This is a genomic window from Amycolatopsis sp. NBC_01480, assembly GCF_036227205.1.
Lineage (GTDB): Bacteria > Actinomycetota > Actinomycetes > Mycobacteriales > Pseudonocardiaceae > Amycolatopsis.
In genome coordinates, this window is record NZ_CP109442.1 from 3,705,003 (window position 1) to 3,731,789 (window position 26,787).

General features: G+C 70.5%; 24 protein-coding genes and 3 tRNA genes. 16 read left to right on the top strand and 11 right to left on the bottom strand.

The features are described 5' to 3' along the window. The first annotated feature begins 1,125 nt into the window (after nt 1-1,125). Complete coding sequence (locus OG371_RS17700; RefSeq protein WP_329073140.1) at nt 1,126-3,465, top strand: serine/threonine-protein kinase; 2,340 nt, start codon at nt 1,126-1,128, stop codon at nt 3,463-3,465. A 63-nt stretch (nt 3,466-3,528) separates the two neighbouring features. On the opposite strand, the gene OG371_RS17705 is transcribed toward OG371_RS17700, so the two are convergent. Then, nucleotides 3,529-4,122 (bottom strand): PaaI family thioesterase, encoded by a 594-nt coding sequence (locus OG371_RS17705; RefSeq protein WP_329070589.1) that lies wholly within the window; start codon nt 4,120-4,122, stop codon nt 3,529-3,531. A gap of 275 nt (nt 4,123-4,397) precedes the next feature. Here OG371_RS17705 and OG371_RS17710 point away from each other — a divergent pair, with 275 nt between their 5' ends. Continuing rightward, nucleotides 4,398-5,684 carry an MFS transporter gene (locus tag OG371_RS17710; RefSeq protein WP_329070592.1) on the top strand — a complete coding sequence of 429 codons (1,287 nt, stop codon included), beginning with the start codon at nt 4,398-4,400 and terminating at the stop codon, nt 5,682-5,684. Between the two features lie 393 nt (nt 5,685-6,077). Here the strand turns inward: OG371_RS17710 and OG371_RS17715 are convergent, their stop codons facing one another. From OG371_RS17715 to OG371_RS17730, 4 genes are all read right to left on the bottom strand, one after another. Beyond that, nucleotides 6,078-6,557 (bottom strand): hypothetical protein, encoded by a 480-nt coding sequence (locus OG371_RS17715; RefSeq protein WP_329070594.1) that lies wholly within the window; start codon nt 6,555-6,557, stop codon nt 6,078-6,080. A gap of 4 nt (nt 6,558-6,561) precedes the next feature. Further along, on the bottom strand, nt 6,562-7,113 hold the full coding sequence (locus tag OG371_RS17720; RefSeq protein WP_329070596.1) for a SigE family RNA polymerase sigma factor: 552 nt from the start codon (nt 7,111-7,113) through the stop codon (nt 6,562-6,564). Nucleotides 7,114-7,120: 7 nt separating this feature from the next. Further along, nucleotides 7,121-7,429: a hypothetical protein gene (locus OG371_RS17725; RefSeq protein WP_329070598.1), complete on the bottom strand. Its 309-nt coding sequence runs from the start codon at nt 7,427-7,429 to the stop codon at nt 7,121-7,123. Between the two features lie 168 nt (nt 7,430-7,597). After that, nucleotides 7,598-8,803: a L,D-transpeptidase gene (locus OG371_RS17730; protein WP_329070600.1), complete on the bottom strand. Its 1,206-nt coding sequence runs from the start codon at nt 8,801-8,803 to the stop codon at nt 7,598-7,600. 458 nt (nt 8,804-9,261) lie between these two features. Here OG371_RS17730 and OG371_RS17735 point away from each other — a divergent pair, with 458 nt between their 5' ends. After that, nucleotides 9,262-9,465, top strand: a complete 204-nt coding sequence (locus OG371_RS17735) for a cold-shock protein (RefSeq protein WP_003097368.1) — start codon at nt 9,262-9,264, stop codon at nt 9,463-9,465. A 416-nt stretch (nt 9,466-9,881) separates the two neighbouring features. On the opposite strand, the gene OG371_RS17740 is transcribed toward OG371_RS17735, so the two are convergent. Next, nucleotides 9,882-10,310, bottom strand: coding sequence for a hypothetical protein (locus OG371_RS17740; protein ID WP_329070602.1), 429 nt, complete (start codon nt 10,308-10,310; stop codon nt 9,882-9,884). A 488-nt stretch (nt 10,311-10,798) separates the two neighbouring features. On the opposite strand from OG371_RS17740, the gene OG371_RS17745 reads away from it, so the two are divergent. From OG371_RS17745 to OG371_RS17765, 5 genes are all read left to right on the top strand, one after another. Next, entirely contained in the window at nt 10,799-11,050 is a 252-nt protein-coding gene (locus tag OG371_RS17745; protein WP_329070604.1) for a hypothetical protein, read from the top strand. 307 nt (nt 11,051-11,357) lie between these two features. Beyond that, a tRNA-Glu gene (locus OG371_RS17750) sits at nt 11,358-11,430 on the top strand. Between the two features lie 31 nt (nt 11,431-11,461). Next, nucleotides 11,462-11,535, top strand: a tRNA-Asp gene (locus OG371_RS17755). 31 nt (nt 11,536-11,566) lie between these two features. Further along, nucleotides 11,567-11,640, top strand: a tRNA-Phe gene (locus tag OG371_RS17760). Between the two features lie 144 nt (nt 11,641-11,784). Continuing rightward, nucleotides 11,785-12,222: a hypothetical protein gene (locus tag OG371_RS17765; RefSeq protein ID WP_329070606.1), complete on the top strand. Its 438-nt coding sequence runs from the start codon at nt 11,785-11,787 to the stop codon at nt 12,220-12,222. A 1-nt stretch (nt 12,223) separates the two neighbouring features. Here OG371_RS17765 and OG371_RS17770 read toward each other — a convergent pair whose 3' ends face one another. Then, on the bottom strand, nt 12,224-12,574 hold the full coding sequence (locus tag OG371_RS17770; protein WP_329070607.1) for a 4-fold beta flower protein: 351 nt from the start codon (nt 12,572-12,574) through the stop codon (nt 12,224-12,226). 123 nt (nt 12,575-12,697) lie between these two features. Between OG371_RS17770 and OG371_RS17775 the strand changes: the two genes are divergently transcribed. Further along, nucleotides 12,698-13,525: an arylamine N-acetyltransferase family protein gene (locus OG371_RS17775; protein ID WP_329070609.1), complete on the top strand. Its 828-nt coding sequence runs from the start codon at nt 12,698-12,700 to the stop codon at nt 13,523-13,525. A gap of 8 nt (nt 13,526-13,533) precedes the next feature. On the opposite strand, the gene OG371_RS17780 is transcribed toward OG371_RS17775, so the two are convergent. Both OG371_RS17780 and OG371_RS17785 read right to left on the bottom strand, forming a co-directional pair. Continuing rightward, nucleotides 13,534-16,284 (bottom strand): sensor domain-containing protein, encoded by a 2,751-nt coding sequence (locus OG371_RS17780; protein ID WP_329070611.1) that lies wholly within the window; start codon nt 16,282-16,284, stop codon nt 13,534-13,536. A 120-nt stretch (nt 16,285-16,404) separates the two neighbouring features. Then, the gene (locus OG371_RS17785) at nt 16,405-17,157 is read right to left on the bottom strand and encodes a rhomboid-like protein (protein ID WP_329070613.1); all 753 of its coding nucleotides are present in this window, start codon (nt 17,155-17,157) and stop codon (nt 16,405-16,407) included. A gap of 147 nt (nt 17,158-17,304) precedes the next feature. Between OG371_RS17785 and OG371_RS17790 the strand changes: the two genes are divergently transcribed. After that, nucleotides 17,305-17,856 (top strand): hypothetical protein, encoded by a 552-nt coding sequence (locus OG371_RS17790; RefSeq protein WP_329070615.1) that lies wholly within the window; start codon nt 17,305-17,307, stop codon nt 17,854-17,856. 6 nt (nt 17,857-17,862) lie between these two features. On the opposite strand, the gene OG371_RS17795 is transcribed toward OG371_RS17790, so the two are convergent. Further along, nucleotides 17,863-19,212: a nucleobase:cation symporter-2 family protein gene (locus tag OG371_RS17795; RefSeq protein ID WP_329070617.1), complete on the bottom strand. Its 1,350-nt coding sequence runs from the start codon at nt 19,210-19,212 to the stop codon at nt 17,863-17,865. A 145-nt stretch (nt 19,213-19,357) separates the two neighbouring features. Between OG371_RS17795 and OG371_RS17800 the strand changes: the two genes are divergently transcribed. The 6 genes from OG371_RS17800 (at nt 19,358) to OG371_RS17825 (ending at nt 25,233) form a co-directional block, all read left to right on the top strand. Next, nucleotides 19,358-20,479, top strand: coding sequence for a 5-methyltetrahydropteroyltriglutamate--homocysteine S-methyltransferase (locus OG371_RS17800; RefSeq protein ID WP_329070619.1), 1,122 nt, complete (start codon nt 19,358-19,360; stop codon nt 20,477-20,479). Next, complete coding sequence (locus OG371_RS17805) at nt 20,476-20,829, top strand: NIPSNAP family protein (RefSeq protein ID WP_329070621.1); 354 nt, start codon at nt 20,476-20,478, stop codon at nt 20,827-20,829. The genes OG371_RS17800 and OG371_RS17805 overlap by 4 nt, the downstream gene beginning before the upstream one ends. Before the next feature lie 48 nt (nt 20,830-20,877). Further along, nucleotides 20,878-21,675, top strand: a complete 798-nt coding sequence (locus OG371_RS17810) for an IclR family transcriptional regulator (RefSeq protein ID WP_329070623.1) — start codon at nt 20,878-20,880, stop codon at nt 21,673-21,675. 276 nt (nt 21,676-21,951) lie between these two features. Beyond that, complete coding sequence (locus OG371_RS17815; protein ID WP_329070624.1) at nt 21,952-23,193, top strand: NAD(P)/FAD-dependent oxidoreductase; 1,242 nt, start codon at nt 21,952-21,954, stop codon at nt 23,191-23,193. Nucleotides 23,194-23,216: 23 nt separating this feature from the next. Continuing rightward, nucleotides 23,217-24,389 carry a 4-hydroxybenzoate 3-monooxygenase gene (locus tag OG371_RS17820; protein WP_329070626.1) on the top strand — a complete coding sequence of 391 codons (1,173 nt, stop codon included), beginning with the start codon at nt 23,217-23,219 and terminating at the stop codon, nt 24,387-24,389. Between the two features lie 112 nt (nt 24,390-24,501). Beyond that, the gene (locus tag OG371_RS17825) at nt 24,502-25,233 is read left to right on the top strand and encodes a Clp protease N-terminal domain-containing protein (RefSeq protein ID WP_329070628.1); all 732 of its coding nucleotides are present in this window, start codon (nt 24,502-24,504) and stop codon (nt 25,231-25,233) included. 54 nt (nt 25,234-25,287) lie between these two features. Here OG371_RS17825 and gndA read toward each other — a convergent pair whose 3' ends face one another. After that, nucleotides 25,288-26,727 (bottom strand): NADP-dependent phosphogluconate dehydrogenase, encoded by a 1,440-nt coding sequence (gene gndA / locus OG371_RS17830; RefSeq protein WP_329070630.1) that lies wholly within the window; start codon nt 26,725-26,727, stop codon nt 25,288-25,290. Nucleotides 26,728-26,787: the final 60 nt, after the last annotated feature.

The window sequence follows — 26,787 nt, forward strand, 5'->3', positions numbered from 1 at the left end:
CTGTTCCACGGCGTGGTCCAGCGGCAGGGGGGTGGGGCTTCGCAGCAGCCTGGACAGGGTGGACAGCCTGGGCAGCCCGGACAGGGTGGGCAGGTTCCGCCGGGAGCTTCCGGTCAGGCCGGAGCCGGCCAAGCTGGTTCCGGCCAGGGCGGTCAGGGTGGTCCAGGCCAGACTGGTTCCGGCCAGCCGCCGCTTGGCGGCCCGGGGCAGGGACAGCCGTCGCAGGGCGGCCAGGGCTACCCGCAGCAGCCGGGCCAGGCGCCGCAGGGTGGTCAGGGCCAGCCGCAGAGCGGGCCGGGTCAACAGCAGGGCGGCCAGGGGCAGCCGCAGAGCGGGCCCGGACAGCGGCAGCCGGGACAGTCACCCTGGACGCGGTCCCAGCAGCAGGGGCAGCCGTTCGCGCAGCAGCCGCCCTCGCAGGGGCAGCCGTATCCGCCGCACCTCCAGTCGCCGCAGTCCCAGTCGCAGGGGTATCCGCCGCAGAGCCGGACCGGTCAGCAGCGGCACCCGGGCCAAGGCGCACCCGGCCAGGGCTCAGCCGGTCAAGGCGCGCCCGGTCAAGGTGGTCCGAACCAGGGCCAGTCCGCTCACCCGAACCAGGCGCCCGCCGCGGGGCAGTCGCCCGGCACCAGTCGTGGCCAGGCGCCGAATCAGGGCGCCGGGCAGTCACAAAGCGCCGGGCAGTCGCAAGGCGGCGGGCAATCGGCGGCTTCCGGCCAGCCGGGTACCCAGGGCCAGTCCTCGTCGGCTGAGCCGGGGAAGTCCGCGAGCGCGGGGCAGGGCGCCTCGCCCAGCCGGCCGTCGGCGGGGAGCCAGCCGAGCCAGTCCGGTCAGCAAAATCAGCCCGGCCAGCCCGGGCAAGCCGGTCAGAACCACCCCGGCCAATCCGGTCAGCAAAACCAGTCCGGCCAGCAAAGCCAGGCTGGGCAGCAAAACCAGTCCGGCCAGCAAAGCCAGGCTGGGCAGCAAAACCCGTCCGGCCAGCAGAGCCAGCAAAACCGGCCGAACCAGCGCCCCCAAGCCGTAGCCGGAGCGGAAGACCCCACCCGCCCGCCAGGTGACCTCGCCCCGGTGATCCTGCCGCAGTCGCAGCAGCCGGTGGCGCCCGTGGATCCGGCGGCGCCGATGCCGACCAGCGTGCTGGCCAGTCCGGCGCCCGCGACGCAGAGCATCATGCCGCCGGCGCCGCGCGTTTCGCCCGGGAACGGGGAGCTGCCGAATCCCGGCACGGACAGCGTTCTGCCGCAGCAGGACAGTGAGGGGCACGGCACCGGGTCGCGCAGCGTCGGCACCGGGACGGGTACCGGGACCGGCAGCGGCAGCACCGGGGGCACCGGCTCGTTCCCCGGCACGTCGCGGCGCACGGGCACGCGCGGGTCCCGCCGGTCGCGGCGCGGGCGGCTCGGCGCGGGGCTCATCGACGTTCCGCCCGTGCCCTATCGCGACCCGTCGACGGCCGTGCTCGCGAATCCCGTCGTCTCCGAGGAGAAGCGGTACTGCAGCAATTGCAGCGCGAAAGTGGGCCGGGCCAAGGGTTCCACGCCCGCTTCGCCCGAGGGCACCTGCGAGAAGTGCGGCACCGCGTTCTCGTTCCTGCCGAAGCTCCAGCCCCACGAGCTGGTCGGCGGCCAGTACGAGGTGCTCGGCGCGCTCGCGTACGGCGGGCTCGGCTGGATCTACCTGGCGCAGGACCACAACGTCAGCGACCGCTGGGTCGTCCTCAAAGGCCTGATCGACACCGGTGACGCCACGGCCATGGCCGCCGCCGCCAACGAGATGCGGTTCCTGGCCGAGGTCGAGCACCCGAACATCGTCAAGATCCACAACTTCGTGCAGCACCCGGACGCGCAGACCGGCACCTCCGTCGGCTACATCGTGATGGAGTACGTCGGCGGCCAGTCGCTGCGGCAGCTCGCCCTGCAGCACCACCGCGAGAGCAAGCGGCCGGAGCCGCTGCCGATCGGCCAGGTCATCGCGTACGGGCTGGAGATCCTGCCCGCGCTCGGCTACCTGCACGGCCAGGGCCTGCTCTACTGCGACCTCAAGCCCGACAACGTGATCCAGACCCACGAGCAGCTCAAGCTGATCGACCTCGGCGCCGTCCGCCGGGTCGACGACTACGAGAGCCCGCTGTTCTTCACCACCGGTTACAGCGCGCCGGAGCTGGCGAAGCAGGGCGCGTCGATCTCCTCGGACCTCTACACGGTCGGGCGCACGCTCGCGGTGCTGAGCTTCGAATTCTCCGGCTACACCACCAAGTACAAGTCCACGATCCCCGGCCCCGACGTGGTGCCGCTGTTCGCGTTGTTCGGCTCGTACTACCGGTTCCTCAAGCGCGCGACGCACGCGGACCCGGACCGCCGGTTCATCGCGGCCGAGGACATGGCCGACCAGCTGACCGGCGTGCTGCGCGAGATCATGGCGCTCGGCACGAACAAGCCGCGGCCGGCGGCGTCGACGGTGTTCGGGCCGGAGAGCCGGACGTTCGGCGTGCACCTGGTGGTGCCGGAGCAGGGCGCGAGCGTGCCGCTGCCGGACGCCGCCGAGGTGGTCGCCGGCCTGCCGATCCCGCAGGTCGACACCGACGACCCGGCCGCGGGCGTGCTCGCCACGACCACGGCGCTCGACCCGCGTGAGGCCATCGAGGCGCTCGCGACGGCGCCGCGCGAGTCCATCGAGGTGCGGCTGCGGATCGTGCGCGCACGGATCGAGCTGGGCGAATTCGTTGAGGCGCAACGGCAGCTGCAGGCCGCGCAGTACCTGGCCATCCGCCACGGCTTCCCGCACGACTGGCGCATCGACTGGTACCGCGGCCTGATCGAGCTGGCCGGCGGACGCCCGCGGGTCGCGCACGTGGCGTTCGACTCCGTCTACGACGACCTGCCCGGCGAGATCGCGCCGAAGCTGGCGCTCGCCGTCAGCGCGGAGGGCGTGGGCGACTACTTCGGCGCCGCGCGGTTCTACGAGCTGGTGTGGCGCACCGACCGGACGTACGTGAGCGCCGCGTTCGGCCTCGCCCGCGTCTACCTGGCGCAGGGCGCGCGGGCGAGCGCGGTCGAGGTGCTGGAAGCGGTGCCGTCGACGTCCACGCACTACGTCGACGCGCAGGTCGCCGCCATCAAGATCAAGTCCCGCGCCCAGGGCAACGGGGCCGACCAGGGCCGGGTGTCCGAGAGCGACCTGGTCGACGCGTCGGGCCGGCTCGAGCGGCTGAACCTCGACGCGGAACGGCGCACGCGCCTGACCGCGGAGGTGCTCGAAGCCGCGTACGAGTGGCTTCGCGCGCCGGGCCAGCCGACGCCGTCGGGATCGTCGAAGGTGCTGGGCTACGAGCTGGAGGAGCGTGACGTGCGCTTCGGCCTGGAGCGCTGCTACCGCACGCTCGCCCGTCTGGCCGGGACGACGGCGGACCGCGTCGAGCTGGTGGACCGCGCGAACGCGATCCGCCCGCGCACCCTCACCTGACCCCACTGACCAGCTCGTGAGTGTTTATGACGGTTCTAACCGGCATGAACACTCACGAGCGGTTCAGGGGTTGATCTCCCAGTCCCGGCCTTCACGGACGCGCTTGGCTTTTTCCTGCGCGTCCGCGAGCTTCTTCAACGCCGCGGGGTCGCCGTGCGTGGTGAAGTGGTCGAAGCCCACGGCGACGAACAGGGCGCGCGCGGAGACGGCGATGGGCCCGTCCGGCGCGTCGAGGTGGCCGTCGGCGCTGGCGTAGATCTTCCGGCCCGCCGTGCCGTCCAGCCGCGCCTCGATGTACAGCGTGGAGCCGACCGGCACCGGGCGGCGGAAGTCCGTCTCCAGCTTGCCGGTGACGGCCGGGCGGCGCAGCAGATTGCCCACCGTGGAGCCGAGCGCCTCGTCGAACGCGCAGGCCAGCAGCCCGCCGTGGGCGAGCCCGGGGGCGCCCTGGTGGGCGGCCGTGACGGTGAACTCCGAGTACACCGTCTGCGCCTCGCCGATCCGGGACCGCAGGTGGAGGCCCGCTTCGAACTCGTCGCCGCAGCCGAAGCACTCCTCGAAGTGGATGCCGAGCTCGGTGCCGGGCGTCGGCGCCTTCGGGTGGACGGCGGGCGGCTCGACGTCCACCGGCGGCCACGGTCCTGAAACACGACTCATGAGCCTGACGTTAACCCGCGGCGGGCCGGCCCGGACACGCGGCCTGACCTGCGATGCCGCTTTTCCGCACCCCACAGTAGTCGGAAAATTCCGGACGGTAGATAGTTCCCGGCTCGCTCTGCCGATTAATCCCACCCGGGCAAGACTGGGTGGATGAGCTCCACCGGAACTAATGGGACGTGTACGAGGAGGTCGTCGCGGGCATGAGTGAGGCAAGGGCGGAGAAACCACCCGTAGACGAAAGAACTGTCCGGCGAGCAGTGCTTGCGTCCGCGATGGGTAACGCGACCGAGTGGTACGACTACGGCGTCTTCACCTCCGGCGCCATCGCCACCGCGATCGGCACGGTGTTCTTCCCCGGCGAGGGCAACGCGGTGCTCAAATCGCTCGCGCTGGTCGCGGTCGGGTTCATCGTCCGGCCGTTCGGCGGGGCGTTCTTCGGCCCGCTGGGCGACAAGCTGGGCCGGCAGAAGGTCCTGGCGATCACCATCCTGCTGATGTCGGGCTGCACCTTCCTGGTCGGCTGCCTGCCGACGTACGCGGGCGGGTACAGCATCGGCATCGGCGCGCCGATCGCCATCCTGCTGCTGCGGCTGATCCAGGGCTTCTCCACCGGTGGTGAGTACGGCGGCGCGGCCACGTTCATCGCCGAGTACGCGCCGACCAAGCGCCGGGGCTTCTTCGGCAGCTTCCTGGAGCTGGGCACGCTGGCCGGCTACGTGCTGGGCAACGTCGTGGTGCTCGCGGTGACGCTGTCGCTGTCCTCGGGCCAGGTCGAGTCCTGGGGCTGGCGGATCCCGTTCTTCGTCGCGCTGCCGCTGGGCATGATCGGGCTCTACCTGCGGTCGAAGCTGGAGGACACACCGGAGTTCCGTCGTCTGGAGGCGTCCGGGAACAAGCCGGCGAAGGCCCCGCTGAAGGAGATCTTCACCCGCAACTGGCGCATGGTGATGAACCTGATCGGCATCGTGCTGCTGCTGAACATCGCGGACTACATGCTGCTGACCACCATGCCGACGTACTTCACGGACACGTTGAAGATCAACGACAACACCTCGACGTTGATCATCATCGGCGTGGAGATCGTGCAGATGGCGATCATCCTGCCGCTGGGCGCGCTGTCCGACCGGATCGGGCGAAAACCGCTGCTGCTCACGGCCGCCATCGGGTTCATCGTGCTGAGCTGGCCGTCGATCAAGCTCATGCAGTCGGGCAGCATCCTGTGGCTGGTGATCGGCTTCCTGATCGTCGCGGTGCTGCTGGTGCTGATGCTCGCGGTGATCGGCTCGACGTTCCCGGCGATGTTCCCGACGCGGGTGCGGTACGGCTCGTTCGCCATCGGCTACAACATCTCGACGTCGCTGTTCGGCGGCACCTGCGGTGTGGTGGTGACGGCGTTGATCCAGAGCACGGGCAACAAGGACTGGCCGGCGTACTACCTGATAGCCGCCGCGCTGATCGCGATCATCCCGATCATCAAGATCCCGGAGACCTCCCAGGTCCCGATCGAGGACATCGACACCGCGGACACCGGCGGCAAGCTGGCCGGCGCCTCTCGTTGAGCCCCTTTCGCCATACGGAAACTGCCCCCGTCCACAGTGGACGGGGGCAGTTTCCGTATGAAGCTTGTGCCGCGGCGGTCAGCGGGCCTCGGCGACCTCGGCCCGAGGAGTGAAGCGCTTACGGGACCAAGCGGCCAGTCCACCAGCGATCACAAGGGCGACTACGGTCTCGAGCATCAGTGCGGCGAACACCATTGGTGCTTCCTCCTCAGGTTCTCGGGCCGGCGGCGACCGCCGGCTGAGCTAGGGGTCTCGGGAGTCTGACTGACTCCTCACCCGGTACATCGCCACCAAGCGCCCGGATATTTCGGGGGAAAGCCACCCGATTCGGGTGACGTCGGACACGTCGTTTCCGGCAGGTAACGCGACGCGGAACGCGAAGGTCTTCGCCCGTCAGCGGCTGAGCGCGGTGGGGGCCGTGACGGGCCCCACGGTGGTGGCGCCCGGCTTGCGGACGGCGGACGGCGGCGCCGGCGCGCCGGGGGTCGGCTGCGTGCGCGGCTGGTTGGCCGTGGTGGCCGGCTCGGGCCGGTTCTGCCCGGGGACGACCTGGCTCTGGGGTGGCTGAGCCGGGACGGACGAGGAGTCGACCGGAGCCTGGACGGCCGGCGGCGGGGAAGACGGGGCGGGGGCGACGGTGGACAGCCCCGGCCGGGCGGGCTCCACCGGGGTCGGCCCGGCGCGGTGGCCGACCGCGAGACCGGCCACCACGAGGACTGCCGCCGTTGCCACGGAGCTGCCTGCGACGGCCCAACGCTTGCGCCGCCGCCGGACGCGGCCGCCGCGGGCGATCACGTCCGAGGCGTCCAGCTCCATCGGCGGGCCGTTCGTGACCTGCGAAAACATCACACGAACGTCGTCGTCGGGATCCATCTCGTCACCTCCCTTCCGCGCGGTCGAGCGCCGAGGCGCTGAAGTGCGGGCCGAGCCGTTGCCGCAGGGTCGCGAGGCCCCGCGACGCCTGGCTCTTCACCGTTCCGGTGCTGCAGCCGAGCGTCGAGGCCGTCTCCTCGACGGACAGGTCCTCGAAGTACCGCAGCACCAGCACGGCGCGTTGCCTCGGTGCCAGCACGGCAAGGGCCTGCCGTACCAGCATGTCGTGTTCGGTCTCGGCGTCGGCGGCCGGGACTTCGGGGGGTTCGTCGGTGAGCCGCTCCCGCTTCCACCGGCTCCGCCGGTTCTCGGCGAGGAAGGTGCGCAGCACGACCTTGCGGGCATAGGCGTCCAGGGCGTCGTGCCGGGACAGCCGTGGCCACGCGAGGTAGAGCTTGAGCAGCGCGGCCTGCGTGATGTCCTCGGCCCGGTGCCAGTCCCCGCAGAGCAGGTACGCCGTGGCCCGCAGGCTGTGCGCGCGCTCGCCGAAGTACCGGGCGAACTCGCCGTCCCACGGCGAGCCCGGCCCGGACGTCGGACGGGAGCGGGAATTCACCTGGTTGTTAGCCCCAGATCGCCGGGAGGTGCAGGTCGCCGGTCGGGCCGGCCGGGATGGCGGTGGGCACGCGCGCGGCCCGCGGCTTCCCGGGCGTGGCAACGGCCGGTGCCGGGCGAGGCGCGGCCCCCGGCTTCTGCATCTCCGTCGGTGCCTCCGGGGCGGGCTGCGCGGAGGGCTTGCCGGAGGCCGGGGCGGGCGCCGTGGTGGCCTGCTGCGGGGCGGTCGGCGCGGGCGCGGCGGACGCGATGCCGCCGGCGATCGCACCCCCGGCGAGCAGCAGGGCACCCAGGCTCAGAGCGAAGCGAATACGCAAGACATCTCCTCGATCACGGGCGCCGCGTCCGTTCCGCGGCGCCTCTCTGCGTTAGTCATGCGCTCGCCCGGCCACGGGGTTGCACCGAATTTTTCGTTGCCCGGGAGCCGGAACGCGAACGGCCGGGAAGCACGTGGCTTCCCGGCCGCCCGGTCTCCCGCATGACGTTCAGCTCGCGAGGGCCGAGAGCTTGCTCCACGACGCCCAGTCGTACGTCCAGTCGTTGTAGTCGCCGTCCTTCGAAGACAGCTGCTGGGTGCTGCCGGTGATCTCCACCGGGTCGCCCGGCAGAACGCTGTCGTAGTAGATCTTCGCGTTGGCCGGTGACAGGTTCAGGCAGCCGTGCGAGATGTTCTTCTTGCCCTGCGCCCAGATCGAGCCGGCCAGGCCGTGGATGAACTCGCCGTTGTTGGAGATGCGCACGGCCCACGGCACGTTGACGTCGGTGTAGCCGTAGCGCGGGTTGCTCATCGAGTACGTCGCGTGCTTCGACATGACCACGTGCGTGCCGCTGTGCGTGACCCGGCCCGGGTCGGAGTCGAGGCCGTAGCTCACCGGGAAGTCCTGCACCTGCTGGCCGTCGCGGATCACCTGCATGCGGTGCTCCTGGGTGTTGCCCTTGACGATCTGCGAGCGGCCGATGGTGAAGCTGGACGAGACGTCCTGGCGGCCGTACGTGCCGCCGCCCATGTCGACGCCGTAGATCTTGGCGTTGACCTTCACCGTGGTGTTCGGCGCGAAGTACTCCTTCGGGCGCCAGTGCACGGAGGTGTCGCCGTCCAGCCAGGCCCAGGAGCCCTCGGTCTTCGGCGTGGTCTCGACCGACAGCGCCTTCTCCACCGAGGCCTTATCGGTGACCTTGCTGGGGAAGGTCAGCGCGATCGGCATCGCGATGCCGTACGTCTGCCCGTCGCCGACGTTCAGGCTGCCCGCCATCTGGCGCCGCGGCTTGACGGTGGTGAAGGAGCCGCTGATCTGCACCGGCTTGCCGTCACTGCCCGCCGCCTGCCCGGACCAGGTGTACGTCTTGTCGTAGCCGAGTTCCTCGGTGGTGCTCCAGCTCTTCTTGTCCGCCGACGTCTGGCCCTGCACCTGCTTGCCGTCGGGGTTCGTCAGCGTGACCGACGAGATCGTGCCGTCCGCGACCGTCGCCGTGATCGGGCCGCCCGGCGCCACGTCCTTCGCGCCCGCCGCGGGAGAAGTCGTGACGGACGCCGGTTTCGCCGCCGGCGGCGGTGCCTGCGTGGGCCCGCCCCCCGAAGTCCCGCTCGCACTCACCGTCGGCTCGCTGCTGCACGCCCCGAGCGTCAGCGCCGCCACCAGCCCCAGAACCGCGACGCCGGCCCGGCGCCGCGTGATGTTTCCGAAAGTCACACTTGTCCCCGTTCACCCCTTGTTGCCCCACTAACCCAGACGTACCGCGAGGTCCGAACGTTGACCGAAAGTGTGGTGACTAGGGTCACATCGATTCCCTCGAAGTTGACACTGGGAGCGCGACCGACTGCGCGCAGTGATCGTGATTCACGGTGTCGGCCCGCTGAGCCCAGGGTAGTCGGGGGCACCGACAGCGCTGCGTAGGCGGCGATACGACGTTCCGGTGACGTGCGAGTCTGTGAACCGATCGCGTCGATCACGGGGTTCAGATTTGGCCAGATCCCGGTACTCTGCTCGCAGGCCGTCGTTTTGCGTGTTCGTGGCTTCACACTCGCGGAACTTCTGACGCGAGCCGTGGGGCCCACCAGCCTTCAGCTCGACTCGTTGGAACCGCCCGGGACGGCCTGGGGTGCCGTCTCGGCGGCATTCGAAGCGGATCTGTTACGAGGAGTACAGCGGTGGCGCAAGGCACTGTGAAGTGGTTCAACGCGGAGAAGGGCTTCGGCTTCATCGCGCAGGATGGCGGCGAAGGCGACGTGTTCGTCCACTACTCGGAGATCGAGGGGCGCGGTTTCCGCACCCTTGAAGAGAACCAGCGAGTGGAGTTCGAGGTCGGCCAGGGACAGAAGGGCCCGCAGGCCCAGAAGGTCCGCGCTATCTGAGTCAGGCCCGCGCGTTTTCTCAGGCCTGAAGTGAAGGGCCCCGGCGATGGGAATCGCCGGGGCCCTTTCTCGTGCCCGGGCCCGTTTTGGGGCTGGGCCTGGGATGGGCGCCGTTGCTCGGCCGCTGGCTGTCGCTGTGGCCGCGGGTAACTGTTGTGGCTCTTGAGTTCCCGGTGGGTGACAACCGGGACCGGACCAGTGGGCGAGCTGGTTCGTTGCGGGGCGCGCAAACCGTGTGGGCCGACGTGAACCGGTGGCGTTGCGCCGAGTTCCGTGCGGGGGCGTGCGGTGCTGAAGTTCCGCCGTTCGGGCGCACTCTGACGTTGCGGCTGGCGCAACGGATTTCCCTTGCGGGCAAAGAGAAAGCCCCCGGCGGACTTCGCCGGGGGCTCGGAAGGATCGCGGGGCGCTGAGGTTCAGCGCCGGCCGGCGAGGGGCTCGTCGAACGAGTCGGAGGGGAACTGGAACTCGTCGGTCATCGTGTCGGAGTGGCGGCGGTCCTGCGCGGACGCGGCCTGGCCCTCCCAGGAGAGGCGCTCCAGGATCCACTCCTGGGCCAGCGCCTGCGGGGAGATGTCCCGCTCGTTGGCGATGTCCTTGAGCTGCTGGCTCGCGATGAGGTTCATCCGCAGCTGGTAGACCTGCGCCTCACCGAAGCGCTTGCCGGTCCCGGTGCTGCCGGGGTCCGCGTCGGCGTCGGGGGCCAGTGCGGCGAGGTAGCTGGTGAGCTCCTTGTCCTCAGCGACTTGGTCTTCAGCCGTCTTGACGGCATTGCGGTGCCGCCCGGGGGAGACGGCCTTCAGGTTCGTACGGCTGCCGAGGCGGCCGAGGGAGGGAAGAGGCACTCCCACACGATAACGGTTGGGTCTCGGCAATCAAACCACTGTGAGCCACGACACACGCATTTCATCGCTCGTTAAGCCTATTCGATCACCTGAACAGCCCAGAAGGTAAACGCCATTCCGTGACTGGGGGTTGACCTGCTGTGCCGTCAGTAGATCACCGGGTAGATCGGCGGACTGTCGGCGAAAAGCCGCAGAAATGGAGAGACCCCCGCGCCAGGGGGAGGAACGCGGGGGTCGGAGGGGATCTCCACAGGCGCTGACCGGGGGTGTGTCAGCACCATCGATTGTTGCACGAGTTCCGGGGTTCGGCGAGTGGAACAGCGGAGAAAACCGTTGCCCGGTTCACATTCACGATCTCGTGAAACTGTTCGGCGATTGCGCTGAGTTGTGCGGAGAGTGGCGCCAGGTTCACTCTCCGGGGGGCTGTGTGTTCCGCCCGGCGCTGGTTAGCCTCGCGGCCAGTTGGTTGTGAACCGGGCGGAGGAGCCATGAGCGGGTCTGTGGAAGTTCGACAGTTCCTCCTTCGGTACGAAGGTGCCGATGGGGGAAGCACGACATTGCCCGGCGGAGTGCCGGCGCAACGCGGGTCGTCCGACACCCAGCGGGTGTCCAACGATCAAGTGCGCCGGGCTCGGCTCGCGGTCGCCAACGGGGCGCTCGGGGTCGAGGACTGCGCACAGCTGCTGGAGATGCTCGGCCTGTCCCTTGACGACGACGGGCAAGCTCCGGTTCAACGCTGACCCGGCTCTGTCCGCGGGCTCTGGCCCTGGGCCGATCTGGCCTGTCCGCGGCTCTCGCGCGGTTGCCGGGTTCTGGTCTGGCGACGACCGGGGCTGTCCCGTGAGGTCGGTTCGGCGTCGCGGTGATCGGCCTCCGGTGACCGGGCGATCTCTGCGGAGTGGGCGTAGGCTGGCGTCGCCGCAGGTCGCAGGCCTGCTGAGAGTTAAGGAACCCCCCGGTGCACGGCCGGTTCCGGGTGTCCTATGCTGGTAATCGCTCCCGGGGGAACCTGAGAGCGCGGTCGGTCGGTCAGCCGAAACCGACCGGGCTCCCATCGTTCAGTGGCCTAGGACTCCGCCCTTTCAAGGCGGCAACGCGGGTTCGAATCCCGTTGGGAGTACGCTTCACCAAGCAAGACAAGCAGTATGCAAGGCCCTGTGGCGCAGTTGGTTAGCGCGTCGCCCTGTCACGGCGAAGGTCGCGGGTTCGAGTCCCGTCAGGGTCGCAAGATCGTTCGGCTCTTGGCCGGCGTTCGCGGCCAGGTAGCTCAGTTGGTACGAGCGTCCGCCTGAAAAGCGGAAGGTCGCCGGTTCGACCCCGGCCCTGGCCACTTTCTGCAGAGAACCGCCTCGACTCAGTCGGGGCGGTTTTTTCATGCCCGGACACGCCAAGCGCGCCGACGCCGGTATCTACGCCGACTGCGGCGGATCCGGCGGTCGGGCTGGGTGGTTCGACGCTGGGGTCGGGGACGGGAGTGGTTCGCACGTCGGCGGGTCTTCGGCAGCTGCGGTGCGGCAGTGTCAGCATCGGGGCCATGGAAACCGTTGCCGTTCCGCGGCCCGTGGTCAGTGCGTTGAGGCAAGCCAGCGTCACCGGGACCGCCACCGAGTTGATCGATCGGTTCCGCACCAGTGGCAGGGACGGGGTCGCGCGGCCGCCGGAAGCGTTCGGGGAAGTGGTGGCCTGGTTGTGGCAGAGCGACGTCAGCGCGGCCGTGATCCACATCGCCGAGTTGATGAAACAGCTGCGCGAACGCCATCCGCTCGCGCACACCGTGGCGCCGCCGGTCGGGTTCGGTGAGTTGCTCGACGGGGTTCGCGGCTGTCTGCCCAGCGGCTTCGAGCAGGCTGACCTGCTGATCTCCTACACCCGGACGTCGCTCGGCCACTTCTACGGTGGCCAAGCCGACTGACTTACTTCACGTACGCGGCCCAGGTCAGGGCGGACCAGGTTGACGCGTCGACCGGCTTCAGGGGGCCGCGGGGCATGGCCGGCTTCGTGGGGCGCACGGCCTTCACCGGGTTGATCGGCATCGGCTCGTGGGGTGGCTTCGGGGGCGCGCTGTGCGAAGCCTCGGTCCACGCCACGACCGCGCCGACGTGATCGCGGAAGGTGCCCGCGCGGTACCAGCCCTTGTGCACCGAACCCGGGCTCACGACACTGCCCGAGTGCAGCCAGGCCGTGACCCGGCCGCCCAGGTCGCGCAGGGCGTCGTCGTCGAGCCAGGCGCAGATCTGGCCACGGCGGTCGTAAATCGGTTCCATCTTCGGATGTTAGGGCGGTTCGCGGCGGAAGCGGGAAAAAAGTTCGTAAAGTCCGGCCGGGATAACCGTCCACATGGGACAGGGGCTTGACCTCCAGCGGGCTGGAGGTTCCAGACTGGAGCCATGACAACGGGACTGGCCAAGCTGCGGCACAGCGGCGACTGGGGCATCGAAACAGTGGACGTCGACGCCTACCTGGCGCGGATCGGGCAGCCGCGGCAAGCACCCTCGGCGGCGGCGCTCATCGCGCTGACCAGGGCACACGTCGAGGCGATCGCGTTCGAGAACGTCGACGTGGTGCTCGGCCGGCATCAGGGGATCGGCCTGGACGTCGTCGCCGCGAAGCTCGTCGGACGGCGGCGCGGGGGTTACTGCTACGAGCAGGCCGGGCTGTTCGCGGCCGTCGCCGAGCGGCTGGGCTACCAGCTCCAGCGCACGGTCGCGCGGGTGCAGCCGGGCAAGGACGGGCCGTACACGCACATGGCGCTGCTGGTCACCGTCGAGGACACGCGGTACCTGGTCGACGTCGGGTTCGGGGCCGGGATCCTGGTGCCGATGCCGCTGGTGGACGGCGCCGTCGTCGACCAGGCCGGGTGGCCGCACCGGCTGGTCGAGCGCGACGGCTGGTGGGTGCTGCAGAAGCAGGACGGCGACGGCTGGGAAGACCTGCACGAGCTGGACGACCGCGTCCACAGCCGCCCGATCGACTACGAGGTCTACCACCACTACACCTCGACGCACCCGCGCTCGCCGTTCACCGGGCGGCTGGTGGTGATGCGGCTGGCCGAGGGCCGGTTCCGCCGCCTGCTCGGCCGCGAGCTGACCGAAACCCACCCGGACGGCACCGCGGACACCCGCACCGTCGCGCCGGAGCAACTCTGCGAAGTGCTGGAAAGCCTGGACGTCGTGCTCACCTCCGACGAGCTGGAAGCGCTGCTCCGCGTCTACTGAAACAAGGCCTACCGAAACAGGTCGGCGGCCGCGGCGGGACGGCCCAGGTGGTAACCCTGGGCCTGGTCGCAGTCCAGCTCACGCAGCAGCGCCAGCTCTTCGGCGGTCTCGACGCCCTCGGCGACCACGGTCAGGTCGACCGCGTGCGCCATCGCGATGATGCTCGTGACGATCGCCGCCGCGTCCCGGGATTCGGCGATGCCGGTGATGAACGAGCGGTCGATCTTGAGCGTGTCCAGGGTCAGCCGGCGCAGCTGCGCGAGCGACGAGTAACCGGTGCCGAAGTCGTCGATCGCCAGCAGGACACCGAGTTCACGCAGGGACGCGAGCACGGCGGCGGCCGCGGCCTCGTCCCGCATCAGCGCGCTTTCGGTGATCTCCAGGCACAACGAGCCCGGCGGCAGGCCCGTGGTCGCCAGCACGTCCCGGACCGCGGGCACCAGCCCGGGATCGTCGAGCTGGCGGACGGACAGGTTCACTTTCAGGTTCAGGTCGAGCCCGCGTTCGGCGCGCAGCCGCGCCAGCTCCCGCGCGGCGCTGCGCAGCACGAACTTGCCGATCACGTTGATCAGCTCGCTCTCCTCGGCGAGCGGGATGAACTCCACCGGCGAGATCTCGCCGTGTTTCGGGTGGGTCCAGCGCAGCAGCGCCTCGACCGCCACCATCTCGCCCGTGCGCAGGTCCACCACCGGCTGGTACGCGGGCCACAGCTGTCCATTGTGGACGGCTTCGCGCAGGTCCTGCTCCAGTCGCAGCCGCCGCTGCATGCGTTCGCGCAGCGTGACGTCGAACAGCTCGAACCGGCCGCCGCCGAGCGCTTTCGCTTGGTACATCGCGACATCCGCGTCGCGCAGCAGGTCTTCGGCGCTGCGCTGGTCGTCCGGGCCGACCAGCACGACGCCGATGCTCGCGTCGAGGTGCAGCTGGCGGCCGTGCACGACGATCGGCTCGGCCAGCACCGCGCGGACGTGCCCGGCGAGCGCCCGCACCTCGCCGTCTTCGGTCGCGGCCTGCGTGACGACCACGAACTCGTCGCCGCCGAGGCGGCCCACCACGTCCTCGGCGCCCGCGGCGTGCCGCAGCCGCTCACCGACGATGCGCAGCACCTGGTCGCCGACGGAGTGGCCGAGGGAGTCGTTGATGAGCTTGAACTTGTCCAGGTCGAGGAACAGCACCGTGGACGCCTGGCAGTGGGTGCGCCGGTCCAGCCGGTCGAGCACCAGCGTCCGGTTCGCCAAGCGGGTCAACGGATCGTGGGTCGCGTCGTGCGCGAGGCGTGCGCTGATCGAGCGGCGCTCGGTGATGTCGGTGAACGAGACCACCGCGGTCGCGCCCGCCGCATCCTCCGGGTCGAGCAGGCGGGAGGTCACCGAGATCCAGACGTCGCGGCCGTCGGGGCGGCGCCAGCGCGCGATGCGGCCGTTCTGCGTGAGGCCGGTGCGCCGGGTGCGCACGGACGGCAGCTCCTCGTCCGGGATCTGCGCGCCCGCCTCGTCGAACAGCGCGAGCATGGTGCTGGGGACGCCGATCAGGTCGGCCGGGGTCAGGCCGAGGATGCGGCCGGCCGCCGGGTTGGCCGACTCGAGCCGCCCGGTCGGGCCCATCACCATCACGCCTTCGTCGAGCGCGCCGACGACCGTGCGGTAGCGCTGCTCCGCACGGCGGCGGGCCGTCTCGTCGGCGCAGACGAGAACGTAGCCGTCATACATCTCAGCTGCGGAAACGCGGACCGAGAGGGCCGTGCCGGTCCGGTTCCGGTGCGCCTGCTCGACCACGCCGCCCGCGCGCAGCACGGCCTCGGGGTCGAGTTCGGCGCCGACCAGCTCAGCCGCGGGCCGCCCGACGGCCTCGGTCGCGGACCAGCCGTACACGGCCGCGGCGGCCGGGTTCCAGCTGGTCACGATGCCCGCGCCGGTGGTGGCGATGATGGCGTCGCTGACGTGCGTCACCAGCGCGGCCTGCGTGCGCAGCGCGTCGGCCACGGCCCGGCGGCCGGTCACGTCGCGGATCACGACCTGGAACGACGGCGTGTTCTCACCGCTGGTCCGCACGGTGATCGTTTCCACGGCGAGCTTGCTGCCGTCGACGCGCTTGAGCACGGCCTCGACCGTCCCGGTCCCGGCGCCCGGCTCGGTGAGCGCTCGCACGCCGCCGGCCAGCCGCTCGGCCGAGCCGTCGGTGAGGAAGTCGGTGAACGGGCGGCCGACGACCTCCGCCGCCGAACCGGCGCCGAGCAGGTCGAGCGCCGCGCGGTTCACGTAGCTGACGAAGCCGCCCTCGTGCACGCAGATCGCGTCCGGGCTCAGCTCCACCAGCACGCGGTAGCGGTCGGCCAGCTCAGCCAGCTCCGACTTGCCCGGCTGCTCGTCCGGCACCGCGTACACGACGCCCAGCAGTCCGGTGGTGCGGGAGCGCTCGCCGACCGTGCGTGCCCGCAGCCGGATCCGGCGCGGCTGCCCGGTCGCGGTCTCCAGCGATTGCTCCAGCTCGAAGTCCCGGGCGGGGAGCACGGCGCGCAGGTTCGCGGTGAGCGGGCGGAGCAGGGCGAGCAGCTGTTCGCACAGGTCTTCCCCGGGGGCGCCGGGCAGGCCGAGCACGGCGTCGAGGCCGGGCAGCCAGGTGAGGGTGGTGTCGGTGGCGTCGAAGGAGAAGATCACGCCGGTGCCGCCTTCCGGGGCCAGACCGGCCAGCCGCGCACGCAACGCCGTCGCCGCGGCGTCACCCGCCGGTTCGCCCGCGGTGGCGGCGTCGGCCTCCATGATGCGTCCCGGTCCCCCCGTATCGGCGTATGGCCCGTCGATTACACCACCCGGGGATCTCGCTGTATACGCACAGATACGAGCGGACTTTCCATGGTCAGCCGCACTGGTGAACTGACCTCAGGTTTCGGCGCCGGCCCCGACCAGCTCGGGCCGGACGAGCGGCGGTTCGACGGGCGGGGCGGGCGGCTGGGCCCGGCGCAACCGGGCACCCCAGAAGAAGAGGCCGAACTGGGCCGCGCACAGGTGGCCGAGCACCGTCACGATCGACTCCAGGCTGCTCGGGTCGTCGGTGACGTAGATGAGCGCGATGAACAGCTCCAGCGCCGCCACCGCCGCGAGCCGCAGCCGGCCGCGCAGCTGGAAGACGAGCGCGCCCGCGGTGGTGAAGAAGCCGTAGCTGACGCCGATGTCGAGCCAGCGGCCCGCGGACGTCGGCAGCACCCCGTTGCTGATCAGGGCCATCACCGGCAGCTCGGTGGCGAGCGTGGCCAGCACGTGGCCGCTGAAGAACACCAGCGCGGTCCGGCCCGCGCCGAAGCGGCGTTCGAGCGGGGCGACGAGGACGGCGAAGATGGCGGCGTAGGTGAGCCAACCGCCGTCGGCCAGCCACAACGCGCTGGTCAGCAGCGAGGTCAGCGGACGGCGCCACAGGTTGTGCGCGTCGGTGCTGGAGAGCAGCAGGAGCTTGTTCGTCAGCGTCGCGCTGGCGAAGCGCAGCAGCAGCGTGGTGCCGAGCAGGACCACCAGGTAGCCGAACGTGAACGGGGTCCGGCGCGGAGTGGGCACCCACTGGAACCAGAACGACCAGCGCGATCGCAGGGGAACCGGCTGGGGGGCGCGCAGCAGCATGGTTCCAGGCTGGCTGGTCATGCTGGGATTTTTACTAAGGGCAGCTGTGAAAGCGCTGTGACTCTCACCCGCTAGGGTGACATACACAGTGTAGGAATTTCTGTCAGTCTTCACCCGTTCGGTGGCCTTCTGCGGTAAGAATGGCTCACTCTGGTGAAAGGTCCGCTGGTGAACGAAGAGGTTTCGGTCGCCGATCTGCTGGTGCGCGAGGGCTGGGGCGAGCGCGTCCCACCGCCGTCGAGGTCGCGCTGGCGCATGGTCGCCGTGATGCTCGCCGTCGTGGTCGGCTGTGGTGCCGCGGCGGTCCTCGTCGGCTTCGGGACCACGGCGAACGACACGGCCTCGCACGTCACCGAGATGAAGGTGATCGAGATGCCGGACCGCACCGGGGGTGCGGGAGGCGTCAGCGAGACCAACCCGCCCACCGTCGGCGGCACCAGCGGCGGCGAGGGACAGCAGTCGTCCTCGACCGGGGAGACCGGTGACCGGCCTCGCTCGTCGGACGTCACCTCGGTCCTGGACCCGCTGAACCCGCGCGGCGGCTCGCCGCACGACTCGCCGTCGCCGCACGACTCCGCCCCGCCGCAGCACAGCGACTCCTCGACGCCGACCGGCGATCCGTCCTCCCCGGACCCGTCCACCTCCGCGCAGCCGCCGACGCACTCGTCGACCCCGAAGCCGCCGCCTCCGCCGTGCCTGCTGGGCATCCTGTTCTGCTGAGCCGCTTCACGGCGCCGACAGCAGGTCCGGTTCCGCGCGCCGGCCGAGGTGGTTGAACAGCAGGTTCAGCACGAAGGCCAGCAACGCGGCGACCGTGATCGGGCTGCCGCAGATCGTCTGCAGCCACGCCGGGAAGTGCTGGAAGAACACCGAGTTGCCGAAGCGGTCGAGCCCGAACGCCGGCAACAGCCCGACGCCCAGCGCCACGGCGACGACAAAAGTGTTGTGGTTGCCGGAAAACTCGACCTTCTTCAGGTTCTGCACACCGACCGCGGCGACCATCGCGAACATCACCACCGCCACGCCGCCGACCACCGGCTCCGGGATCGCCGCGATGAACGCGCCGACCTTCGGCACCAGCCCCATCACCACGAGCAGGCCGCCGGTCACCGCGACCACCCAGCGGCTGCGCACGCCGGTCATCTGCACCAGGCCGACGTTCTGCGCGAAAGCCGTGTCGGGGAACGAGTTCATGAAGCCGCCGAGGATTGCGGACAGGCCGTCGGTGGCCAGTCCGCGCGCCAGGTCGGAGTCGGTCGCCGGCCGCCCGGTGATCTCGCCGACGGCGATCAGGTCCGCGGTGGACTCGGTGAACGTCACCAGCATCACCACGCACATCGACAGCACCGCGGCGATCGGGAAGGTCGGCGCGCCGAAGTGGAACGGCGACCCGAGCCCGAACCAGCTCGCCTGCGCGACCCCGCCGAAATGGGTCAGCCCCAACGGAATCGCGGCCAGCAGCCCGATCACGAGCGCGATCAGCGGGCCGAGCTGGTTGGCGAACCCGCGCAGCACGCGCGTGCACAGCACCACCAGCGCCACCACACCGAACGCCAGCCCGATGTGCGACGGCGAGCCGTAGTCCGGCGCCTCGGTGTCGTGCCCCGCGATCATCGCCGCGCCCGGGCCGAGTAGCGAGATGCCGATGACCAGCAGCAGCGTGCCGGACACCAGCGGCGGGAAGAACCGGATCATCTTCGCGAACGGCTTCGCGATCACCAGCCCGAACACCCCGGAGACGAGCATGGCGCCGTAGACCGCGGTCAGCCCGTACTGCGAGGCGATCAGGATCATCGGGTTCACCACGGTGAAGGTCGCGCCCGCCACCACCGGCAGCCGGATGCCGAGCAGCCGGCCGATCCCGATGGCCTGGACCAGCGTGGCGAGACCGGCTACGAACAGGTCGGCGTTCACCAGCAGGGCGACGGTCGCGCCGTCGAGCTTCAGCGCGCTGCCGACGATCAACGGCACGGCGACGGAGCCCGCGTACATGATCGCCATGTGCTGCAGGCCGAGCAGGAGCAGCCGGCCGGCGGGCAGCCGCTGGTCCACCGGGTGCGGGACGGGTTCGGTCATGTGGGGCCCTTTCACGCGATTTCCGGGCAACAGCCAACGCGTCGCGGATGACAGTGGCAAGTCCCCGGCATGATCTTCGTGTTTCCCGGCGGCCGGGCCGGATCGGCGGTCGGCACGGGGCACCAGGCTGTGTGACGATGCCGGTATGACCCCACGTCCCCCGTTCCGCGCCGACCATGTCGGGAGCCTGCTGCGACCAGCCGTCCTGCGCGAGGCGCGGCGACGGCACGCCGAGGGTGAGATCACCGCCGAACAGCTCGGCGCCGTCGAGGACGACACGATCCGCGACGTGGTGAAGATGCAGCGGGCCGCGGGCCTGGCCTCGGCCACGGACGGGGAGTTCCGCCGGTCCTCGTGGCACATGGACTTCATCTACGCGCTCGGCGGCGTCTCGCGCAGTGACGAGCGGCTGCACGTGAAGTTCCACAACCTCGCCGGGGACCTCGAGTTCAGCCCGCCGGGACTCCAGGTGGACGGGAAGGTCCGGCTCGAGGAGCCGATTTTCGCGCGGCACTTCGAGTTCCTGAAGGCGCACGTCGACGCGGGCGTGACACCGAAGCTCACCATCCCGTCGCCCAGCATGGTTTATTACCGCGGCGGGCGGGCGGCGGTGAGCGAGACCGTCTACCCGGACCTGGACGAGTTCTTCACCGACCTCAGCGCGGCGTACGCGGCGCAGCTGGCGGCGATGGGCGAGCTGGGCTGCACCTACCTGCAACTCGACGACACCAGCCTGGCGTACCTGAACGACCCGGCCCAGCGCGAGCTCGTCGCCCGCATGGGCGGCGACCCGGACACCCAGCACCTGCGCAACATCAAGCAGATCAACGCCGCGCTCGCCGGGAAGCCCGAAGGCATGACCGTCACGACCCACCTGTGCCGCGGCAACTTCCGCTCCTCGTGGGCGGCCGAGGGCAGTTACGAGTTCGTCGCCGAGGCGTTGTTCGGCGAGCTGGGCGTGGACGGCTTCTTCCTGGAGTTCGACGACGAGCGCTCCGGCGGCTTCGAGCCGTTGCGCTTCGTGCCGCGGGACAAGCGCGTGGTGCTCGGCCTGGTCACCACGAAACGGCCCGAGCTGGAGGACCCGGACGCGCTGGTGCGGCGGATCGAGGAGGCCTCGCGGTTCGTCGACGTCGACCAGCTCTGCCTTTCCCCGCAGTGCGGTTTCTCCTCGACCGAGGAGGGCAACGAGCTGACTGTGGACGACCAGGTGCGGAAGCTGGAGCTGATCGTCTCGACCGCCGAGCGGGTGTGGGGCCGCGAATGATCACCTGCGTCGTCGACTACGTGATCGACCCGGCGAAGATCGCCGACTTCGAACGCTTCGCCGCCGAGTGGATGCGGCTGGTGGACCGCGAGGGCGGCGTTCACCACGGCTACTTCCTGCCCGCTGAGGGCGCCAGCGACGAGGCCCGCGCCCTGTTCAGCTTCGAGAGCCTCGCGGCCTACGAGCGCTACCGCACGCTGTTCGGCGTCGACCCGGAGTTCGTTGCGGCGGACCGGATCCGCGAGGAGTCCGGCTGTGTGCTGCGGTACCGGCGGACGTTCATGCGGCCGTTCCTGCCGGACTGGCCCGAGGCCGAGGCCGAGACCGAGACCGAGACCGAAACCGGCTGACGGCCGCGCGTCGAGCCGGATCCGGCGCGATGCGCTTGACTGGCCCCCATGCGGCACAACGCGCGGCGGCCGCCGTCGGTGGCAGGGCGGGTGCTGGACGTGCTGGGCGCGTTCACCTCCGACCGGCCTGTGCTCACGCTGTCCGAGCTGAGCCGGCGCGCCGGGCTGCCGCTGTCGACCACGCACCGGCTCGCGGCGGAGCTGGTGAGCCGCGGGGCACTGCAGCGGGACGGCGACGGGAAGTTCCGCGTCGGGCTCTGGCTGTGGGAAGTGGCCTCGCTCGCGCCGCACGGGGCGCAGCTGCGGGAGAGCGCGATGCCGTTCCTGGAAGACCTCTACGAGGCCACGCACCAGAACGTGCAGCTGGCCGTGCTCGACGGCGCCGAGGTCGTGTACATCGAACGCCTCTCCGGCCGGGACGCGGTGAACGTGATCTCCCGCGTCGGCGGCCGGCTGCCGGTCCACGCGACGGCGGTGGGGCTGGTGCTGCTGGCCCACGCGCCCGCCGACGTCCAGGAGCAGATCCTCGCGCGCCCGCTCAAGCGGTACACGGACCGGACCATCGCGTCGCCCGAGCAGCTGCGGCGCGTGCTGGCCGACGTGCGGCATCAGGGTTACGCGGTCAGTGACGGCCAGATCGAGCTGGTCGCGTTGTCCGTCGGCGCGGCCGTGCACGGACCGGATGACACCGTCGTCGCGGCAATTTCCGTGGTCGTGCCCGCGCAGGGAACGGATCCGCTCACGCTGGTGCCCGCCGTACGGGCCTCGGCGCGTGGGATCTCGCGTGCGCTGGGTGCCCCTCGCGCGCTGCGGCTCCCCGAAGACGTCCGCCGCGAGACGCGGTAAAGCTTCCACTGAGTGGAAGTCGGCACGCGCCGGGCCGCCCGGATCCGCAGGCTGACGGACGTCCGGAAGCGCGGCCGCCGTGACCGTTTGTGTGCGGCCCGTCACGTCCGCGTCGATCCCGCGCGCCTCGACGATCACCGGGTGTTGTGCTCAGATGAAGGGGAGAAATTTGGACTGCATGGCCAGCCCGCGGGAGGCCACCAGCAGGCTGTCGTGTCAGCTACCGGTGACCGAGGTGAACGACGGTCTGGTCCTGCGCTGGCCGGAGGAGCAGGAATGAGCAGTGCCGTGGAGTCCTCGTCGGAAACCGTGCTGGTGGTCGGAGGCGGGCAGAGCGGCTTCCAGGCCGTGGCGTCGTTGCGGGACAAGGGATTCCCCGGCCGCGTGGTCCTGGTCGGCGATGAGCCGGGGGTGCCGTACCAGCGACCGCCGCTGTCGAAGGCGTACCTGAAGGGCACGGCGGGCGACGAGGCGCTGCGGCTGCGGCCGGAGGACTTCTTCGCCGAGAAGGACATCCAGCTCGTGGCCGGACGGGTGCGCTCGCTCGACCGCGCCGAGGGCCAGGCCGTGCTGGAGGACGGTTCGAAGCTCGGTTACGACCACCTGGTGCTGGCCACCGGCGCGCGCAACCGGACGCTGCCCGTGCCCGGCGCGGACCTCGAGGGCGTGCTCATGCTCCGCACCCGGGACGACGCCGACCGGCTGCGCGCCGAGCTGGAGGCCGCCCGCGACGTCGTGGTCATCGGGGGCGGGTTCATCGGGCTGGAGTTCGCGTCGCACGCCGGGCGGCCGGTGACGGTCGTCGAGGCGCAGGACCGGCTGCTGGCCCGCGTCGCCTCGCCCGAGGTGTCGGAGTTCTTCGCCCGGCTGCACCGCGACGCCGGGCACACCGTGCTGCTCGGCACCGGCGTCACCGCGCTGCACGGCGAGGGCCGGGTCGAGTCGGTGGAGCTGTCCGACGGCCGCCGGCTGCCCGCCGACCTGGTCGTGGTCGCCGTGGGCGTGGTGCCGGAGACCGGGCTGGCCGAGGCGGCCGGGCTGCCGGTGACCAACGGCGTGGTGGTCGACGAGCACCTGCGCACCGAGGACCCGAAGATCTTCGCGATCGGCGACTGCGCCAACTTCCCGTGTGTGCAGGCCGGCGCCCCGACCCGGCTGGAGTCCGTGCAGAACGCCGTGGACCAGGCCCGTTCCGTCGCCGCCTCGATCACCGGCGGCTCCGCGCCGTACGACAGCCTGCCGTGGTTCTGGACCGACCAGACCGCCGCGAAGCTGCAGATTGTCGGCATCCTCGCGAACGCCGACCAGACCGTGGTCACCGGCGACCTCGCCGAGGGCAAGTTCTCCGTGCTGTCGTTCCGCGACGGCGTGCTCATCGCAGTCGAGTCGGTGAACCGGCCGGCCGACCACATCGCCGCCCGGCGCCTGTTCACCGCCGAGCAGCGTCCGTCCTATGCGGACCTCAAGGCCAGCGCGTTCGACCTGAAAGCCCATGTGAAGTCGCGTTCCGCGGCTTAGACCCGACCTCGGAGGTACCCCCGTTGCGCACTCAGGTCGCCGTGATCGGCGCCGGTCCCGCCGGCCTGCTGCTGTCCTACCTCCTGCACCAGGCCGGGGTGGACGCCGTGGTGCTGGAGGCCCGCGACCGCGAGTACGTGCGGCAGCGGGTGCGCGCGGGGGTGTGCGAGCAGCCGACGGTGGAGCTGCTCACCGAGATCGGGCTCGGCGACCGGCTGGCACGGGAAGGCCTGCCGCATGAAGGGTTTTCCCTGCGCTTCGACGGCGCCGACCACCGCATCGCGCTGACCGAGCTGACCGGCCGGGCGATCACGGTGTACGGCCAGCAGGAGATCGTCAAGGACCTCGTGGACGCGCACGAGGAGCGCGGGCTGCCGCTGCACTTCGAGGTTTCCGGCATCGAAATGTCCGATGTGGACACCGAGCGGCCGGTGGTGCGCTACCGGGACGCGTCGGGCACGCTGCAAACCCTGGAATGCGACGCGATCGCGGGCTGCGACGGGTTCCACGGCGTCTCGCGTCCGTCCATTCCGGACGGTGTGCTGGGCGTTTTCGAGCGCGAGTACCCTTTCGCCTGGCTCGGCGTGCTGGCGCAGACGCCGCCCTCGCACGAGGAGCTGATCTACACCCACCACGAGCGCGGGTTCGCGCTGCACAGCATGCGCTCGCCGGAGATCACCCGGCTGTACCTCCAGGTGGACCCGGCTGAAGACCTGGCCGCGTGGTCCGACGACCGGATCTGGTCCGAGCTGGCCCAGCGCCTGGCCGTCGACGGCGAGTTCACCCTGCGCGAGGGCCCGATCCTGGACAAGGGCATCACGCCGATGCGCAGCTTCGTCGCCGAGCCGATGCGCCACGGCCGCCTGTTCCTCGCGGGTGACGCCGCGCATATCGTGCCGCCGACCGGCGCCAAGGGTATGAACCTCGCGGTGGCCGACGTCCGCGTGCTCTCTCGCGCGCTTATTGCATTGTCCAAAGGAGACGCCTCGCTCGCGGAGTCCTATTCGGACACTTGCCTGCGCCGCGTGTGGCGGGCCGAGCACTTCTCCTGGTTCATGACCACGATGCTGCACACCGATCCGCACGCGGACCCGTTCGCCCGCCGGCTCCAGCTTTCGCAGCTGCGCTATACCGCCGCGTCGAGGGCGGCGGCGACCAGCCTGGCCGAGAACTACGTCGGGCTGCCGTTCGCCTGATGCAGCGGATGACGCTTTCGCCTCGCTGAGTGCAGCGCGAGCGTCATCCGCTGCGTCGATTAGCGTCAACCCGAGGTTGACGACGTCGGATCGTCAACCTACAGTTGACGGCATGACCTACCCAGTGAAGCTCGACGACCTGATCTCCGCCATCAAGTCCAACCAGGACCACGACGCGCTCGGCCAGCTGTCCGACGCGGTTTACCTCGGCGAGCACCTCGGTGAGCTCGCCGATCACCTGATCGGCCACTTCGTCGACCAGGCCCGCCGGTCCGGCGCCTCCTGGACCGAAATCGGCGCCAGCATGGGCGTTTCCAAACAGGCGGTGCAGAAACGGTTCGTGCCGAAGATCGACCCCGGCGGCGATTCCGGGGGAGTGATCCAACGGCTCTACGGCCGCTACACCGTCCGCGCCCGGCACGTGGTCGTCGAAGCGAAGGACGCGGCGATCAAGGCCAAGAGCCCCGGCATCGACACCACGCACCTGGTGCTCGGCCTGCTTTCCGAGCCGGCCGCGCTGGCGGCGGGGGTGATCGTGTTCCAGGGCGTCTCGCTCGACGCCGTTCGCGAGGCGGCCGAGGCCCGGCTGCCCGAGCCGGTGGACGACGTGCCGGACCCGATGCCGTTCACCGCGGCGGCGAAGAAGACGCTGGAGCTGACCCTGCGGGAAGGCCTTCGCCTCGGCCACAACTACATCGGCACCGAGCACCTTTTGCTGGCCCTGCTGGAACAAGGCGAGGGCGCGGGGTACGAGGTGCTCACCGGGCTGGGCATCACGAAGGAGCCGGCGGAGACGAAGATCAAGGAGGCGCTGGCGGAGATCCTGGCCGCCCGGGCGCAGTAAACCTCGTGAGTGGCTATGCCGGTTAGAACCGGCATAGCCACTCACGAGTCTTGGTCAGGACGGGGATTCGGTCCGGTCCTCGGTGGCCCAGGCCGTGTGGAACGAGCCTTCGCGGTCCACCCGGCGGTAGGTGTGCGCGCCGAAGTAGTCGCGCTGCCCCTGGACGAGCGCGGCCGGCAGGCGGTCCGCACGCAGGCCGTCGTAGTAGGCCAGCGCGGTGGAGAAGCCCGGCGTCGGGATGCCGAGCTGGACGGCGGTGGAGATGACCGAGCGCCAGGAGTCCTGGGCGTCCTCGACGGCCTTGCGGAAGCCGCCGGAGGTGAGCAGGGTCGGCAGGCCCGGCTCGTCGGCGTAGGCCGCGGTGATGTCGTTGAGGAACTTGGCCCGGATGATGCAGCCGCCGCGCCAGATGGAGGCGACGCGGCCGAGGTCGATGTCCCAGCCGTACTCGCTCGCGCCGGCCTGGATCTGGTTGAAGCCCTGGGCGTACGCGACCACCTTGGACGCGTACAGCGCCTGCTCGACGTCGTCCGCGAAGGTCTCCAGCGCGGCACCGGTGAGCGGCGCGCGCGAAGGCCCGCCGAGACCGTGCGCCGCCGAGCGCAGCGGCTTCGAGCCCGAGAGCGAGCGGGCGAACACGGCTTCGGCGATCCCGCTGATCGGCACGCCGAGGTCGAGTCCGATCTGGACGGTCCAGCGGCCGGTGCCCTTCTGCTCGGCGGCGTCCTCGACGATGTCGACGAACGGCTTGCCGGTGGCCGCGTCCACGTGCTTGAGCACGTCGGCGGTGATCTCGATCAGATACGAGTCGAGGCGGCCGGTGTTCCAGGTCTGGAACACGTCGGCGATCTCGGCCGGCGCGTAGCCCGCGGCGCCGCGCAGCAGGTCGAACGACTCGGCGATCAGCTGCATGTCGGCGTACTCGATGCCGTTGTGCACCATCTTCACGAAGTGGCCCGCGCCGTCCGCGCCGATGTGCGTGCAGCAGGGCTCGCCGTCGACCTTCGCCGAGATGTCCTCGAACAGCGGGCCGAGCGACTCGTACGACTCCTTGGAGCCGCCGGGCATGATGCTCGGGCCGTTGAGCGCGCCCTCCTCGCCGCCGGAGACGCCGGTGCCGACGAAGTGCAGCCCGCGCTCACGAAGCGCCTTCTCACGACGGCGGGTGTCCGCGAAGTGCGCGTTGCCGGCGTCGACGATCACGTCGCCCCGCTCCAGCAGCGGCGCGAACTCCTCGATGACGGCGTCGGTCGGCCCGCCCGCCTTGACCATGATCACGATCTGCCGCGGCCGTTCGAGCGCGTCGACGAACTCCTGCGCGGAGTACGCCGGGATGAAGTCGCCCTCGTCGCCGAACTGCTCGACGAGGGAGCGGGTGCGCTCCTCGGAGCGGTTGTGCAGGGCGACGGTGTGCCCGTGCCGGGCGAGGTTCCTGGCCAGGTTGCGGCCCATGACCGCCAGGCCGGTGACCCCGATGCTCGCCTTCTTGCTCATCCGAACCCTTTCCGAAGTCTCTGCCGGAGTCCGACACTAGTCCGCGCGCCCGCCCGTGAC